This window comes from Streptomyces sp. NPDC056169 (assembly GCF_042268445.1).
Classification (GTDB): Bacteria; Actinomycetota; Actinomycetes; order Streptomycetales; family Streptomycetaceae; genus Streptomyces.
On the sequence record NZ_JBHJUO010000022.1, the window covers coordinates 57,109 to 71,695 of the forward strand.

General features: G+C 72.4%; 14 protein-coding genes. 8 read left to right on the plus strand and 6 right to left on the minus strand.

What is annotated here, in order from left to right:
• Positions 1 to 306: 306 nt before the first annotated feature.
• Positions 307 to 1,509, plus strand: coding sequence for an MFS transporter (locus ACFC0G_RS31885; RefSeq protein ID WP_376409942.1), 1,203 nt, complete (start codon positions 307 to 309; stop codon positions 1,507 to 1,509).
• Positions 1,510 to 1,628: 119 nt separating this feature from the next.
• A complete protein-coding gene (locus ACFC0G_RS31890; RefSeq protein ID WP_376409945.1) occupies positions 1,629 to 2,459 on the plus strand; it encodes an aldo/keto reductase in 831 nt (276 codons plus the stop codon).
• Positions 2,460 to 2,646: 187 nt separating this feature from the next.
• Here ACFC0G_RS31890 and ACFC0G_RS31895 read toward each other — a convergent pair whose 3' ends face one another.
• Complete coding sequence (locus ACFC0G_RS31895) at positions 2,647 to 3,837, minus strand: cytochrome P450 (protein ID WP_376409948.1); 1,191 nt, start codon at positions 3,835 to 3,837, stop codon at positions 2,647 to 2,649.
• Positions 3,838 to 4,085: 248 nt separating this feature from the next.
• Between ACFC0G_RS31895 and ACFC0G_RS31900 the strand changes: the two genes are divergently transcribed.
• On the plus strand, positions 4,086 to 5,312 hold the full coding sequence (locus ACFC0G_RS31900) for a cytochrome P450 (RefSeq protein WP_376409950.1): 1,227 nt from the start codon (positions 4,086 to 4,088) through the stop codon (positions 5,310 to 5,312).
• A gap of 42 nt (positions 5,313 to 5,354) precedes the next feature.
• On the opposite strand, the gene opcA is transcribed toward ACFC0G_RS31900, so the two are convergent.
• Both opcA and ACFC0G_RS31910 read right to left on the minus strand, forming a co-directional pair.
• Positions 5,355 to 6,266, minus strand: coding sequence for a glucose-6-phosphate dehydrogenase assembly protein OpcA (opcA, locus tag ACFC0G_RS31905; protein WP_376409953.1), 912 nt, complete (start codon positions 6,264 to 6,266; stop codon positions 5,355 to 5,357).
• A 32-nt stretch (positions 6,267 to 6,298) separates the two neighbouring features.
• Positions 6,299 to 6,859 carry a DoxX family membrane protein gene (locus ACFC0G_RS31910; RefSeq protein ID WP_376409956.1) on the minus strand — a complete coding sequence of 187 codons (561 nt, stop codon included), beginning with the start codon at positions 6,857 to 6,859 and terminating at the stop codon, positions 6,299 to 6,301.
• A gap of 176 nt (positions 6,860 to 7,035) precedes the next feature.
• Between ACFC0G_RS31910 and ACFC0G_RS31915 the strand changes: the two genes are divergently transcribed.
• The 3 genes from ACFC0G_RS31915 (at position 7,036) to ACFC0G_RS31925 (ending at position 9,636) form a co-directional block, all read left to right on the plus strand.
• Positions 7,036 to 8,412 carry a dipeptidase gene (locus ACFC0G_RS31915; protein ID WP_376409959.1) on the plus strand — a complete coding sequence of 459 codons (1,377 nt, stop codon included), beginning with the start codon at positions 7,036 to 7,038 and terminating at the stop codon, positions 8,410 to 8,412.
• A gap of 42 nt (positions 8,413 to 8,454) precedes the next feature.
• The gene (locus ACFC0G_RS31920; protein ID WP_376409962.1) at positions 8,455 to 9,057 is read left to right on the plus strand and encodes an HdeD family acid-resistance protein; all 603 of its coding nucleotides are present in this window, start codon (positions 8,455 to 8,457) and stop codon (positions 9,055 to 9,057) included.
• Positions 9,058 to 9,213: 156 nt separating this feature from the next.
• Positions 9,214 to 9,636, plus strand: coding sequence for a DUF350 domain-containing protein (locus ACFC0G_RS31925; RefSeq protein WP_317601289.1), 423 nt, complete (start codon positions 9,214 to 9,216; stop codon positions 9,634 to 9,636).
• Positions 9,637 to 9,648: 12 nt separating this feature from the next.
• Here the strand turns inward: ACFC0G_RS31925 and ACFC0G_RS31930 are convergent, their stop codons facing one another.
• Positions 9,649 to 10,677 (minus strand): S66 peptidase family protein, encoded by a 1,029-nt coding sequence (locus ACFC0G_RS31930; protein ID WP_376409966.1) that lies wholly within the window; start codon positions 10,675 to 10,677, stop codon positions 9,649 to 9,651.
• 68 nt (positions 10,678 to 10,745) lie between these two features.
• Positions 10,746 to 11,222: a hypothetical protein gene (locus ACFC0G_RS31935; protein WP_376409968.1), complete on the minus strand. Its 477-nt coding sequence runs from the start codon at positions 11,220 to 11,222 to the stop codon at positions 10,746 to 10,748.
• A 174-nt stretch (positions 11,223 to 11,396) separates the two neighbouring features.
• On the opposite strand from ACFC0G_RS31935, the gene ACFC0G_RS31940 reads away from it, so the two are divergent.
• Together ACFC0G_RS31940 and ACFC0G_RS31945 are read left to right on the plus strand one after the other, a co-directional pair.
• Entirely contained in the window at positions 11,397 to 12,614 is a 1,218-nt protein-coding gene (locus tag ACFC0G_RS31940; RefSeq protein ID WP_376409971.1) for an SPFH domain-containing protein, read from the plus strand.
• An 8-nt stretch (positions 12,615 to 12,622) separates the two neighbouring features.
• Positions 12,623 to 13,603, plus strand: a complete 981-nt coding sequence (locus ACFC0G_RS31945) for a M23 family metallopeptidase (RefSeq protein WP_376409974.1) — start codon at positions 12,623 to 12,625, stop codon at positions 13,601 to 13,603.
• Between the two features lie 13 nt (positions 13,604 to 13,616).
• On the opposite strand, the gene ACFC0G_RS31950 is transcribed toward ACFC0G_RS31945, so the two are convergent.
• On the minus strand, positions 13,617 to 14,489 hold the full coding sequence (locus ACFC0G_RS31950) for an alpha/beta fold hydrolase (RefSeq protein ID WP_376409977.1): 873 nt from the start codon (positions 14,487 to 14,489) through the stop codon (positions 13,617 to 13,619).
• Positions 14,490 to 14,587 lie beyond the last annotated feature (98 nt).

The window sequence follows — 14,587 nt, forward strand, 5'->3', positions numbered from 1 at the left end:
CCACAGCAGGGGCAGCGCCCGCACGGGATGCCCTCCCGCTCCGGCTCGCTCCCATGGCCACGTCGTAGCCGGGCACCCCCTCCGCCGCCGGCCGCTCCGGCACCTCCACCGTGCCTGATCCCGGGCGATCACGGCCAGGCACAGATCGCGCGTGGCGACGCGGCCACGCAGCGCGACATCCCTGAGAGGACCCCCACCCCCACCCCCACCAGAGGCACGTAATCCGCGTTTGCGCTTATGGCGCGTCTGCAATTATTGTTGCAGCACGTAAGCAGCCTACTCAAGCAAACACGGAAGGACGGAGCCATGCCGCTCGCGCTCCTCGCCCTGGCAGTCGGGGCCTTCGGGGTCGGAACGACCGAGTTCGTCGTCATGGGGCTACTGCCCGACATCGCCGGCGACTACGGCGTCTCCATCCCCACCGCGGGCCTGCTGGTCACCGGCTACGCGCTCGGCGTCGTCGTCGGCGCGCCCCTGCTGACCGTCCTCGGCGGCAACGTGAGCCGCAAGCGGATGCTCATGCTGCTGATGGGCCTGTTCGTCCTCGGCAACACGCTCTCCGCCGTCGCCCCGAGCTTCGGGATGATGCTGACGGGCCGCGTGATCGCCTCGCTCGCCCACGGCTCGTTCTTCGGCATCGGTTCCGTCGTCGCCGCCGAGCTCGTCGCGCCGGACAAGAAGGCCGGCGCCATCGCCACCATGTTCACCGGCCTCACGGTCGCCAACATCGTCGGCGTACCGCTCGGCACCTTCATCGGGCAGGCGGTCGGGTGGCGCACCACCTTCGCGCTCGTCGCCGTGCTCGGCGTGATCGGGCTGCTCGGCATCGCCAGGCTCGTGCCCGCCATGCCCCGCCCGGAAGGCACCCACCTGCGCCAGGAGCTGAAGGCGTTCCGCAATCCGCAGGTGCTGCTCGCGATGGCGATGACGGTGCTCGGCTTCGGCGGCGTCTTCGCCGCGATCACCTACATCGCACCGATGATGACCGAGGTCGCCGGCTACTCCGACGGCGCGGTCACCTGGCTTCTCGTCCTCTTCGGCGTCGGCATGTTCCTCGGCAACCTGATCGGCGGCCGGTACGCCGACCGTGCGCTGATGCCCCTGCTGTACGCCGCCCTCGGCGGGCTCGCGATCGTCCTCGCCCTGTTCACCGTGGCCGCCCACCACAAGGTCCTCGCCGCGATCGCCATCCTCCTCGTCGGGGCGCTCGGCTTCGCCACGGTGCCGCCGCTGCAGAAGCGCGTCCTGGACCAGGCGCACGGCGCGCCGACCCTGGCCTCCGCCGTCAACATCGGCGCCTTCAACCTCGGCAACGCGCTCGCCGCCTGGCTCGGCGGCATCGTCATCGCCGCCGGCTTCGGCTACACCGCCCCGAACTGGGTCGGCGCCGCCCTCGCCGCCGCCGCTCTCGGCCTCGCCTTCTGGTCCGCGGCCCTGGAGCGCCGGACTCCCACGGCCGAAGCCGCCGACACCGCCACCACCGACACCCGCACCCCCGTCCACCACTGATCACTCCGGGCGACGACCGTCCTCGACCAGGCGTCCGCGTCCCCGGCTCTCGCCTCCGCCTCCGTCGCCGGCGCCCTCGACCTCACATCACCCGGAATCGCAGAGAAGGCAGTACACCCATGTCCCACGTCCCCACCGTCACCCTCAACAACGGCACGGAGATCCCCCAGCTCGGCTTCGGCGTCTTCCAGGTCCCGGACGACGAGACCACCACCGCCGTGGCCCACGCCCTCGAAGCCGGCTACCGCTCCGTCGACACCGCCGCGATCTACGGCAACGAGGCCGGGGTGGGCCGCGCGCTCGCCGCCTCCGGTGTCCCCCGCGAGGAGCTCTTCGTCACCACGAAGCTGTGGAACGCCGACCAGGGGTACGACTCCACCCTGCGGGCCTTCGACGACAGCCTCGCCAAGCTCGGCCTCGACCACGTCGACCTGTACCTGATCCACTGGCCCACCCCGGCCCGTGACCTGTACGTCGACACCTGGAAGGCCATCGAGACGCTGGTCGCCGACGGGCGGGTCCGCACCGCGGGAGTCTCCAACTTCCGGCCCGCGCACCTCCGTCGGCTCCTGGACAGCAGCGACCTGGTGCCCGCCGTCAACCAGATCGAGCTCCACCCGGCGCTCCAGCAGCGGGAGTTGCGCGAGCTGCACGCCGAGCACGCGATCGTCACCGAGGCGTGGAGCCCGCTCGCGCAGGGCGCGGTGCTCGCCGACCCGGCGATCGCCGCGATCGCCGCCCGGCACGGGAAGTCCCCGGCCCAGGTGGTGCTGCGCTGGCACCTCCAGCTCGGGAACGTCGTCATCCCGAAGTCCGTGACCCCCGGCCGCATCCGCGAGAACATCGACGTCTTCGGCCCCGGCTTCGTCCTTTCCGACGACGAGATGCGGTCGGTCGCGGCCCTCGACCGCGGACTGCGCACGGGACCGGACCCCGACACCCTCAACTGAGCCGCCCGGCCCGCCCGTTCCGTCCGTCGGGCCGTTCCGCCCGTCGGCCCGTTCCGTCCGGGCCCGGACAGGGCTGAAGCCCGAGCCGTACAAGCGGCTCGGGCTTCAGGTCGTGCACAGGCGTGCACGAGGCGTGGCGCGCGCCTCCCGGACGGGCGCCCCGCTCACTGGTGTCAGTGCCAGTACTTCATGGTCGTACCCCCTCCCCCGCTCGTGGGCGCAGAGTGACCTCGAAGCGGTCGAGACCGCGGAGGGTCAGATTGCGCCGGTGTACCGGTTCCGCGACTCCCCGTGCGTCCGGGTAGTCCCTGGCCAGGGCCCCGAGGACCGATCCGGCGAGCCGGATCGCCATGGACGCGCCCAGACAGGCATGGGCTCCGCGGCCGAACCCGAGGTGAGGGTTCGGGGCGCGGTCGAGTCGCAGGTCTGTGGGGTGGTCGAAGCGGAGCGGGTCGTGGTTGGCCGCGCCCAGGAAGAGCGTGACCGGATCACCCGCTCTCATCGTGACGCCACCCAGTTCGGTGTCGGTGACGCAGACCCGGGCGTCCGCCTGGACGGGTGCGTCGTACCGGATGAGTTCGTCCACGGCGGAGGCCGGAGTCGCCGGGAAGGCGGCCATCGCGCCGGGGGTGGTGAGGAGGGCGGCCGCCGCGTTGCCGAGGAGCCGCGAGGCGGATTCGTAGCCGGCGTGGAGGACCGCGCGCAGACTGTTCCGAAGAATCGTTTCCTCTACGCCGCTGTCCGCCGCGTGCTCGGCGACATGGGCGATGAGCCCTTCCTTGGGCGGATCCGCGAGCCACCCGCCGGCGTACTCGGCGAGCCGGGCGCGGGCCGCGACGGCGGGCTCGTGCTTCTCCGGCCACAGGCCCGCGTCCATGCCGTCGACGACGGTACGGGACATGGGCACGAACCAGTCGAGCTCGGGGGCCGGGACGCCGAGGAAGGCGGTCACGAAGCGCAGCGCGACCGGTTCGGCCAGTTCTCCGACGAAGTCGAAGGAGGGCCGCTCGGCCAACTCCGCGAGCAGGTCCGCGATCTGGAGCTCCAGACCGTCGTGCAGCGCCCGCCGGTCCTGTGCCCGGAATCCGTCGAGGAGCAGGTGCCGGATGGCCGTGTGCTCCGGCGGATCGAGGGTCTGCACGCTCAGCAGCGGCGCGGGGATGTCCTCCCCGGCGCGGCGCCAGTCGGAGGCGAATCGGTGACTGTCGGTGAGGACGGCGAGGCAGTCGGCGTGCCGGGTCAGGACCCAGGAACCGAGCAGTTCGTGCCAGAAGACGGGAGTGGACTCACGCATCCGGGCGTACGCGGGGTACGGGTTCCGCAGGTTCGACGGACGGATCAGATCCAGGATCGGGTCCACAGCTGCCGCTTGCTCCACGAAACGTCTCCCCCTTCGCATACGGCCTGGTTGTGGCCTTGAGTGCTTCCGAGTCGAACAGTGCGAGACGTGGATCCGCCGGTGGGCGGAGCGTCTCGCCGTCGTGCCACCGGCGGTTCGCCGGTCCTTCCCCGTGCAACTTTCGAACATCATGCGAGCCGAGCGCCGGTGACGCTACCACGCAACTGAGGTGGCTGGTATGACTACCTGCCAGAGATCTTTCACAAAGCTTCGGGGAGTTACGGAAGATGACCGGCAAAGACCAGACGATTGTTCACGATGTCCCGGTAAACGTCGCCCAACAGCCCAACCCGTACCCGCTCTTCGAGCGCATCCGCGAACACGGAGTCGTCCAGCGCGTCCGGCTGAATCCCACCCTTGAAGTCTGGATGGTCACCGGTTACGACGAGGCGGTGGCCGCGCTCACCGACCCCCGGCTCAGCAGCAGTCCCGTCGGCGTCAACGGACTTGAGGAGGAGATGGCCCATCAGGAACGCACCAACGTCCTGATGGCCAGCATGCTCGTCGCCAACGGCGAGGACCACACCCGGCTGCGCAACCTCGTCTCGAAGGCCTTCACCTTCCGCCGCGTCGAGCAGCTGGCACCCCGCGTCCAGGCGCACACCGACGCCTTCATCGACGCCTTCGCGGCACGCGGATCCGCCGATCTGGTCTCCGAGTTCGCGCTTCCGCTGCCCATGGCCGTCCTCAGCGAACTCATCGGCATCCCGGCCGAGGACCAGCCCGACTTCGCCCGCCTCGCGGTCGGTCTCATCATGCCCCCGAACACGCCCGAGCGGCTCGCCAAGGGGGCGCAGGCGCGTGCCGAACTCACGGAGTTCTTCGAGCCGTTGATCGCGCAGCGCAAGGCCGACCCGAAGGACGACCTGCTGAGCGCGCTCTGTGCCGCGCAGGCCGAGGAGCGGATCAGCGACCGCGAGCTGACGGCCATGACCATCCTGCTCACGCTGGCCGGTCACGAGACGACGGCGAGCCTCATCGCCAACGGCGTCCACGCGCTCCTGCGCCACCCCGAGCAGTTCGCGGCGCTCCGCGACGACCCCTCGCTGCTGCCCGGCGCGATCGAGGAACTGCTGCGCTACGAGGGCCCGGTGAGCCGGGGCGTCGCGCGCTTCACCGTCGACACGTACGAGATCGGCGGCGTCACCATCCCGGCGGGCGAGATGATCATCATCGGGCTCGCGGCGGCCAACCGCGACCCGGCCCGTTACGACCGGGCCGACATCCTCGACGTGGCACGCCGCGAGGTCCCGCAACAGCTCGCTTTCGGCCATGGTGTGCATTTCTGCCTGGGCGCGCCGCTGGCCCGGGCCGAGGCCCGGATCGCCATCGGGACCCTGCTCCGCCGCTTCCCGGACCTGCGCCTGACGGACCCGGACGCCGATCTGACGCGGCGCGAGGGCATCCTGCGGGGCATGGCGACGCTGCCGGTGAGCTTCACCCCGGAGGGCTGAGCCCGCGGACTCGGCCGACGGGCCGAGCCCGCACCGGGTGGGTCAGGCGCGGCCGCGCAGGGCGGCCGCGTAGGCCTCGTCGGGGTCGAGACGGCGCAGTTCCTCGGCGATCAGCTCGGCGGTGGTCCGGACCTTGAGGGCGAGGACCCGGCTGGGCTGGCCGGGGATGGCCAGGCGGGCCACCGGGCCCTCCGGCCGGTCGATGCGGATCTCCCCGTCGGGCGTGCCCATGCGGACGGCCGTGACGACCGGGCCGTCGGACACGATCCGGTCGACGGGGACGCCGAGCCGGACCTCGAACCAGCGGGCGAGGAGTTCGGCGCTGGGGTTCTCCGCCTCGCTCTCGACGGCGGCGGAGGTCACGGTCGCCCGGGCCTGGTCGAGCGCGGCGGCGAGCATCGAGCGCCACGGGGTGAGCCGGGTCCAGGCGAGGTCCGTGTCGCCGGGGGCGTAGGACGCGGCCCGTGCCTCCAGGGCGGCGAGCGGGTCCTCGACGGCGTACATGTCGGTGATGCGGCGCTGCGCGAGCACGCCCAGGGGATCCCGGGAGGGGACCTCGGGGGCGTCCACGGGCCACCAGACGACGACCGGCGCGTCCGGCAGGAGCAGCGGCAGGACCACGGAGTCGGCGCGGGCGCCGAGTTCGCCGTGGAGACGGAGCAGGACCGTCTCGCCCGAACCGGCGTCGCTGCCGAGCCTGACCTCGGCGTCGAGCCGGGTCTCGTGCCGCTCGCGGGGCGAGCGGGCGTGGCGCTTGATGACGACGAGGATGCGGGAGGGGTGCTCCCGCGAGGCTTCGCTGGCGGCCCGGACCGCGTCGTAGGCGTTCTCCTCGTCCGTGACGACGAGCATCGTGAGCACGACGCCCACGGCGGGGGTCCCGACCGCCCGGCGGCCCTCCAGGATCGCCTTGTTGATCTTGCTGGAGTTGGTGTCCGTCAGATCGATCTTCATGCGCGGCGCCCGTCCCTTCCTCGGTGGCGAGCCTAACGCTCCTCGCCGGGTGCGGCGTCCACCGGTTCCCCGTCGTCCGGGGACGCCTGGTCCTGGCTGCGGCGGCCGACGACGGCCGCGGCCGCGATCGCGGTGCCGAGGAAGGCGGTCGCCACCACCCACGGCCGGTCGAGGACGTGGCAGGTGGCGTGGTCGAGGGAGTACCGGCCCGCGCCCGCGATGCCGATCGCGGCGGCGGTGAAGCCGAGGAAGGCCGGGTACTCGTACCCGCCGCCCTGGGCGAAGAAGCCGGCCGGGGCGTGGACGGCGACGGCGCCCGTCATGGCGCCGGCCGCGGCGGCGCCGGCCGCCGGGGTGGCGAGGCCGAGGGCGAGGAGGACACCGCCGCCCGCCTCGCCGAGACCGGCGGCGATCGCGCTCTCCCGGCCGGGCGAGAAGCCCATGGCCTCCATGCCCTTGGCAGTGCCTTCGATGCCGCCGCCGCCGAACCAGCCGAAGAGCTTCTGCGTGCCGTGCGCGGCGAGTACGGCTCCGGTGCCGACCCGCAGCACGAGGAGTCCGAGGTCGCGTCGGTTGAGCCGGGAATGGGACATGAGGGCTCCGTAACGTGCGGGAAGGCGGACTCGTACGCCGTCCACTCTCGGCCCCTTCCTCCGGACGCGCCGCCCGGGAGGGCCGCCCCCTGCTCCATCGGAGTCATCTTTTGCGGCAATTGTCCTCCGTTGCTTTAGTGAGGGAGCTGTGGCCGACCCGAAGAGAGTGGGTACGCATGACCGCCGAGTCCCCCGAGACCGCCGCCCTGCGGGAGAGGGTCCGCACGCTGATGCCCCGGGCGAAGGAGGACCTCACCGCGCTCGTGGCGATGCGGTCCGTCGCCGATGCCCGGCAGTTCCCGCCGGAGGAGTGCGCCAAGGCCGCCGACTTCCTCGTACGCGCCTTCACCGAGGCCGGTCTCCGCGACATGCGGCGGGTGACGACCCCGGACGGCACGGACGCGGTGGTCGGCCACGCGCCCGGCCCCGAGGGGGCGCCCACGGTCCTCCTCTACTGCCACTACGACGTCCAGCCGCCGCTCGACGACGACGCCTGGCAGACACCGCCCTTCGAGCTCACCGAACGCGACGGCCGCTGGTACGGGCGCGGCTCCGCCGACTGCAAGGGCAACATCGCCATGCATCTGACGGCCCTGCGCGCACTGGGCGGGCCGGAGGGCAAGGACTTCCCCGTACACATCAAATTCGTCGCGGAGGGTTCGGAGGAGCAGGGCACGGGCGGCATGGAACAGCTCGTACCGCTCCAGCCCGACCTGTTCGCCGCCGACGCCCTGCTGATCTGCGACACCGGCAACTTCGCGCGCGGACTGCCCACCGCGACGACGTCGCTGCGCGGGCTCACCAACGTGGTGGTGACCGTCTCCACGCTCAAGGGCGAGATGCACTCGGGGATGTTCGGCGGCCCCGCGCCCGACGCGCTGGCCGCGCTGGTACGGATCCTCGACGGCCTGCGCGACGAGCACGGCAACACCGCGATCAAGGGGCTGCCGGGCGACGGTTCCTGGGACGGCGTGGACTATCCGGCCGAACAGTTCCGGACCGACGTGGGCGTCCTGGACGGCGTGTCCCTCGTCGGTACGGGCTCGGTCGCCGACGAGCTCTGGGCCCGGCCCGCCGTCACCGTCCTCGGCATCGACTGCCCGCCGGTCGTGGGCTCCTCGGCCGCGATCCAGGCGAAGGTACGGGCCAGGGTCAGCCTCCGGGTCCCGCCCGGCATCGACGCGGACGACGCGCTCCGTGCGCTCACCGACCATCTGACCGCGGCCGCGCCCTGGGGCGCCCTGGTCGAGGTGGAGGCGGAGAGCGCCGGGCAGCCCTTCCGGGCGCGGACCGACGGTCCGGCCTACCGGGCGCTCGCGTCGGCACTCCGCGAGGCGTACGGGAAGGAGATGGTCCAGTCGGGGCAGGGCGGGTCGATCCCGCTGTGCAACGTGCTCGCCGACCGGTTCCCCGAGGCGGAGATCGCGTTGATCGGCGTCGAGGAGCCCGGCTGTCTCATCCACGCGCCCAACGAGAGCGTGGACCCCTCCGAGATCGAGCACATGGCGCTGGCCGAGGCGCTCTTCCTCAGCGGCTACGCGACCGCACGCTGACCGCTGCCCCCCCCCCCCGAATGGAAAGGGACCGAAGATTCCATGACACAGACTCATGACAGACCCTCGCCGCACGACGTACCGCCCGGTCCGCTCGGTGTGCTGGCGGGCGCGGCCTGGCAGGCGCTGCTCGTCGCCGGGCTCGTCTCGGTGGTCCTGGGCATCATGGTGCTCGCCTGGCCGGACGCCTCCCTGAGGGTGGCCGGTGTGCTCTTCGGCCTCTATCTGCTCTTCAGCGGTGTGATGCAGCTGGTCGCGGCCTTCGGTACGCACGCGACGACGGCGCTGCGGGTCATGGCGTTCATCAGCGGCGCACTCTCGATCCTGCTCGGTCTGTTCTGCTTCCGGGGCGCGATGCAGTCGACCCTGCTGCTCGCGCTCTGGATCGGCATCGGCTGGCTGTTCCGGGGCATCACGCAGACGGTGGCCGCGGCCTCCGACCCCGCGATGCCCGCGCGCGGCTGGCAGATCTTCCTCGGCGTCGTGAGCGCGGTCGCCGGCGTGGTGCTGATCGTGTCGCCGCTGGAGTCGGCGGCGGTCCTCACCGTCCTCGTCGGTGTCTGGCTGCTCGTGGTCGGCGTGGTCGAGGCCGTCACGGCGTTCGTGATCCGCTCGCGCGCCAAGGACCTGCCGGCGGGGGCCTGACGGAACGGCCCCACCGCCCCCGGTAATCCGCGTGTACCGCCCGCCGTCCGCCCGATTTCCGGGCGGACGGCGGGCGCGGTTGACCTGTGCGCTACATTTTGCCGGTCCTTGACCACCGATCCCCCGCGATCGCAACCCTTCCGGAGTCGGCAACCCATGAGCGACATCGTCAACGGCCTGGGCCGGGCGGGCGCGTACGGCGCCCTCGGCGTGGTCCTGCTGATCCTCGGCATCGTGCTCGTGGATCTGCTGACGCCGGGGAAGCTCGGCCGGCAGATCTGGGAAGAGCGCAACCGCAACGCCGCGATCCTGCTGAGCTCCGCGCTCCTCGGCATAGGCGGCATCGTCTTCACCTCGATCTGGACCACGTACCACGACTTCGGCAAGGGGCTCGTCTCCACCGCCGCGTTCGGCCTGCTCGGCCTGGTGATGATGGCGGTCGCCTTCCTCGTCGTCGACCTGGTGACGCCGGGCAAGCTCGGCGCCACGCTGGTCGACCCCGAGCCGCACCCGGCGGTGTGGGTGACGGCCTCCTGCAACCTCGCGGTCTCGGCGATCGTCTCGGCCTCGATCGCCTGACGCCCCTGCGCGTCAGTCCAGCGTCTGGGTCAGTTCGCTGCGCGCCGCGGTGTGGACGACGCGGCCGCGCGCTCCGTTGACGATCGGCAGGTAGGGCGCGACGTGCCCGCACTCGACGTCGGCGACGATCGGCACGTTCAGCGGTCCGAGGGCGTCGAGCACGGCCTGGTGCTGGCTCAGCGAGTCGCGGCCGGGCGCCGAGGTCCGGCCGACGAGGACCGCGTTCGCCGCGTCGAAGAAGCCCGCGAGCCGCATGCCGTGCAGGTACCGGCAGATGGCGAAGGCGTCGTCGCCCCCGGCCTCGACGTAGACGAGGAGTCCTTCCGGTGCCTCGGCCCGCGCGAAGGCGGAGGCGTCGAGGTAGGGCGTGCCCGTGAGGTTGCACAGCATCTCGACGCAGCCTCCGATCAGCCGTCCCTCGACGTCCACGTCTCCGTCGCCGTCCAGCCTGGTCCACCTGCCGGGGGTGTCGAGCGTGAACTCGCGTACGCCGGGATGGGTTCGGTAGTCGTCCCAGCCCGCGGCCCGGTGGTGGTCCGGCGGGACCTGGGTGAACGCGTGTCCCCGTGGGGCGGCGACGATGTCGAGCCAGGACAGCAGGCCTTCGGGCACGCGGTAGGGCGTGTCCATGAGGTTGTTCCCGTGCACGGTCGCCGTCCCCGTGAGGAGCGTCAGCGGCGTCAGTACGGTCGCCATGTCGGAGTAGCCGACGAGCCAGGTCGGCTCGGCCTCCCGCAGCCGGTCCCAGTCGAGCAGCGGAAGCAGGTCGATCGCGGTCTCACCGCCCCACGGCGGCACGACGGCCCTGATGCCGGGGTCCGTCAGCATCGCCGTCAGCTCGCTCGCACGCTCGGCGGCGGGGGCGCTGACGTGCCCCGCGCCGTCCATGCAGGCGCCGACCACCACCTCGTACCCCCGGGCCTCCACGTCGCGGATCGCGACGTCGAGGCGCGCACGCATCTCCTTGGGCACTCCGCTCGACGGCGAGGTGACGCCTATCCGGTCACCGGGGCGCAAGGGGTTCGGGTATCGCATCGACATGCGCTGGATCCTGACATGACGTCACCGTCGAGCGGCATCGAATTTCGATGGCGGTCCGCCCGTTCCCGTCACGGATTCATGGGCTCCACCTCCAGGAAGCGACGCCCGCGCGGCCCCCGGTAGAGCAGCGCCTCCCAGCCCAGTCGCGCGAGTACGGGTACGCACGCGGCCAGCGCCTCCGCCTCCTCCTGAGCGGCTCCCGAGCCCGGCGGGCCCAGCCACTCCACCACGGCGGTCGCCGGCCGGTCCCCCGCCCGGACCCGGTAGCCGGTGGCGACCCGTACGCCCGAGGCGTCCACGGACGAGGGGGTGAGCCCGCCGTGCTCCAGGGCCAGGGCCACCGCGCGGACCGGTCTCCCGCGCTCCCACTCGGCGGGCACCGCCGCCGGGTCGCCGCCCCGACCGTTCGTCAGGCGCCTGATCTGGAGCAGCCCGTCCCGGGCCGCCCGCACCTCCCGCGACCGCTGCTCGGCCTCGGCCCCGGGCAGCGGCGGACCGTCGCCCGTGGCCGCCTCGAACGTTCCCCCACCGCTCGTCTTCGTCATACGAAAACGGTAGGCGCCCCCACTGACACATGCTCGCCGTGAAGCCTTGGCCAAGGGACCAAAGTCCCGGACATTCGGGACTTTCGTCGCGGCATTCCGGACATTCACCCCTGTGACGATGGTCTTTGAAGATCATCCGACGTGCCGTCATCTCCTGATGGCCGGAAGGGCCTCATGACCGAGCCACAGAAGCGGCCCCTGCCCGTCCGCGTGCGTCGTCATCCTGACGGCATACCGATGGACGACCTCTTCCGGTCGGATCCCGCGCGACCGACCGCCACCCTGCCCAGGCCGGGCGACCGGCCCGAGGAGACGGAACCGACAGGACTCGACGGACCGACAGCGCCGGTGCGGTCGACGCAGTCGACACCCTCGACGCAGTCCCTGCCGTCCCTGAAGTCCGCGCGGTCCGTGCCGACCTCGCAGTCCCCTCAATCCCCTCAATCCCCGCAGTCCCCTCAGTCCCCGCAGACCGTCCCCGCGATCGCCGTCTCCCGGCGCCCGCCGCCCTCCGACCCCGACCCCGACCTCGTCGAGCGCCCCGGACCCGCAGTCCCCGGCTGGCTCGCCGTGCTCGTCGCCCTGACCGCGCTCGGCGGGGCGGCCGCGACGCTCTGGCGGGCCCGCCCCCTGAGCGCCGTGCACCTGCTGCCCTGGCAGTGGGCGGCGCTCGCCGGCTGCGCCGTCGTCGCCGTCGTCGCCTTCGGCGGCCTGACCCGCGGCCGTACGGGCTCCGCCTGGGTGCTCTCGCTCTTCGGCCGCTACCGGGGAACCGTACGGCGGACCGGCCTCGCCTGGGTCAGCCCCTTCGTCCTGCGCCGCCGGATCGACGTCAGGCTGCGGCACTGGCGCAGCGAGCCGATCGCCGTCGTCGACGCCGAGGGTTCGGCGCTGCGCGTCGTGGTCCTGGTGGTCTGGTCGGTGCGGGACACGGCCCGGGCGCTGTTCGCCGTCGACGACCATCTCGGCTATCTGCGGGAGCAGGTGGAGGCGGCCGTCGCGCGGGTGCTCTCCCAGCTGCCCGCCGACGCCTTCCGGGGCGACGCGCCGACCCTCCGGGACGCGGAGGCCGTCGGCGACGCCCTCACCCGCATGCTCGCGGCCGAGTGCCGGCCGGTCGGCATCGCGGTCTTCTCCGCCCAGCCGACCCGCATCGAGTACGCCCCCGAGGTGGCCGCCGCGATGCAGCGGCGGCAGATCGCCGCGCTCGACGCCAAGCACCGGGACTCCGTCCTGACCGGTGTCATCGACGCCGTGGACGACACGGTGACACGGCTGACCACACGCGGACTCGTCGAACTCGACGACTTCGAACGCCAGGCCCTGGTCAAGGACTTGACCGTGGCCTTCTACACCCGGCGTGGCGGGCCGGCCCCACAGAATCAGGAGTGACGAGGATCGTGGACACCCCCGAATTCACCGCACCCGAACTCACCGCACCCGAATTCACCGACGAGATAGCGCTGGACTGCCCCTGCGCGGGCTGCGCCGAGGCCGCCCGGAACGGCGGCGCGGCCGGCGCACGGGGCGGGGCGACCCTGCACGGGGTGCGCCGTGCCGTCGTCGCGACCGTCGGCGCGGTCGCCCTGGTGGGGGCGGGGACCGGAACGGCGCTCGCCGAACCCGCCCCGGCGCACGCGGGCTGGGACGGCTCGAAGTACTGGTTCCGGAACGCCGCCGGCGAGTGGCGCTGGACCAGTCACCAGTCCACGTACGTCCAGCGCACCGGCACCGGCAGCGGCACCGGCGAGGTGAGCCGGCAGGCCGCGGCGGGCGGGGGCCGCAGCGGCGAGCCCGTCTTCCGGGGACGGCAGGGCTGGGACGCCCAGGACCGCGTCTACTGGTACAAGTACCGCGGCCACTGGTACTGGACCAGCCACCAGTGGAAGTACGAGCAGCGGACGGGCACCTCCGGGAACACCTCGGGGAACACCTCGAAGCCGACCGGCCCCACGGCCCCGTCCACGCCCTCCTCGCGGGGCTGGACGGTGCCGGTCTCCTCGTACGTCTTCACGGGGTACTACGGGCAGCCCGGCGCCTGGTCACGGGGCTATCACACGGGCCAGGACTTCGCGGTGCCGACGGGGACGACGGTCCGGTCGGTCGGTCCGGGGCGCGTGGTCACGGCCGGGTACGGCCGCTCGTACGGCTACGAGGTGGTGATCCGTCACCCTGACGGCCGCTACACGCAGTACGCCCACCTCTCGCAGATCGACGTGTCCCCCGGGCAGAGCGTCTCGGCCGGCCAGCGGATCGCGCGGTCGGGGAGGTCGGGCCGGGTGACGGGTCCGCACCTCCACTTCGAGGTGCGGACCACGCCGTACTTCGGCTCGGACGTCAACCCGCTGGCCTATCTGCGCGGCCACGGCGTGCGCGTGTAGGGAGGGTGCGGAGTCAGCCCGCCACGCGTGCGATCCAGGCGGTGAGGTCGGCGACGACCTCGTCCCGGTTGGTCTCGTTGAGGAGCTCGTGGCGGGCGCCCTCGTAGCTGCGGTACGTGAGGTCGGTCAGCCCGGCCTCGCGGTAGCGGGCGACCAGCAGGTCGGAGAGGGCGAGGCGGGCGTTGAGCGGGTCGTGGTCGCCGACGAGGACGTAGACCGGCAGGTCGGCCGGGATGCCCTCGGGCGCGGCGAGCCGGCCGGCGGCCGCGCCCATGTCGGCCATCCCCCGGTCGTCGGCGGCGAAGCCGCAGAGCGGGTCGGCGAGGTAGGCGTCGACCTGCTTCTCGTCGCGGCTGAGCCAGTCGGCGTCCGTACGGTGCGGCGTGAAGGCGGCGTTGAAGGCGTCGAAGATCCCGCCGCCCTCGATGCCCGCCTCCGCCGCCTGCCGGGCGGCCTCCACGAGTCCGGCGAGGAGCCCGTCCACGGCCGTGGTGCCGGAGAGGGCGACGCCGTCGACCAGGGCGGCGTGGTCGAGGAGGTACTGCTGGGCGGCGAAGGAGCCCATGCTGTGCCCCAGCAGGATCACCGGGACCCCGGGGTGGCGGTCGCGGGCGATCCGGGTGAGGGCGGCGACGTCCTCGACGAGGAGGTTCCAGCCGTTCTCGCCGAAGTGGCCCGCGCCCGCGTGCATGGAGAGTCCGTGCCCGCGGTGGTCGCCCGCGTAGACGGCGAAGCCGAGGCCGGTGAGGTGCTCGGCCAGCGGGGCGTAGCGGGCGGCGTGCTCGCCCATGCCGTGCGCGATCTGGACGACGCCCCGCGCGTCCCCCTCGGGGAGCCACGTGTGGACGTGGATGACGACGCCGTCCTGGGACGTGAAGGTGAACATGGTGGCTCCCTGACTCCGGACTCCTGATGCCCGGCCACCGTAACGGCGTTCGACAATGCCGAACACCGTTACGGTGGAGTGATCCCCGTCTCAGCCCC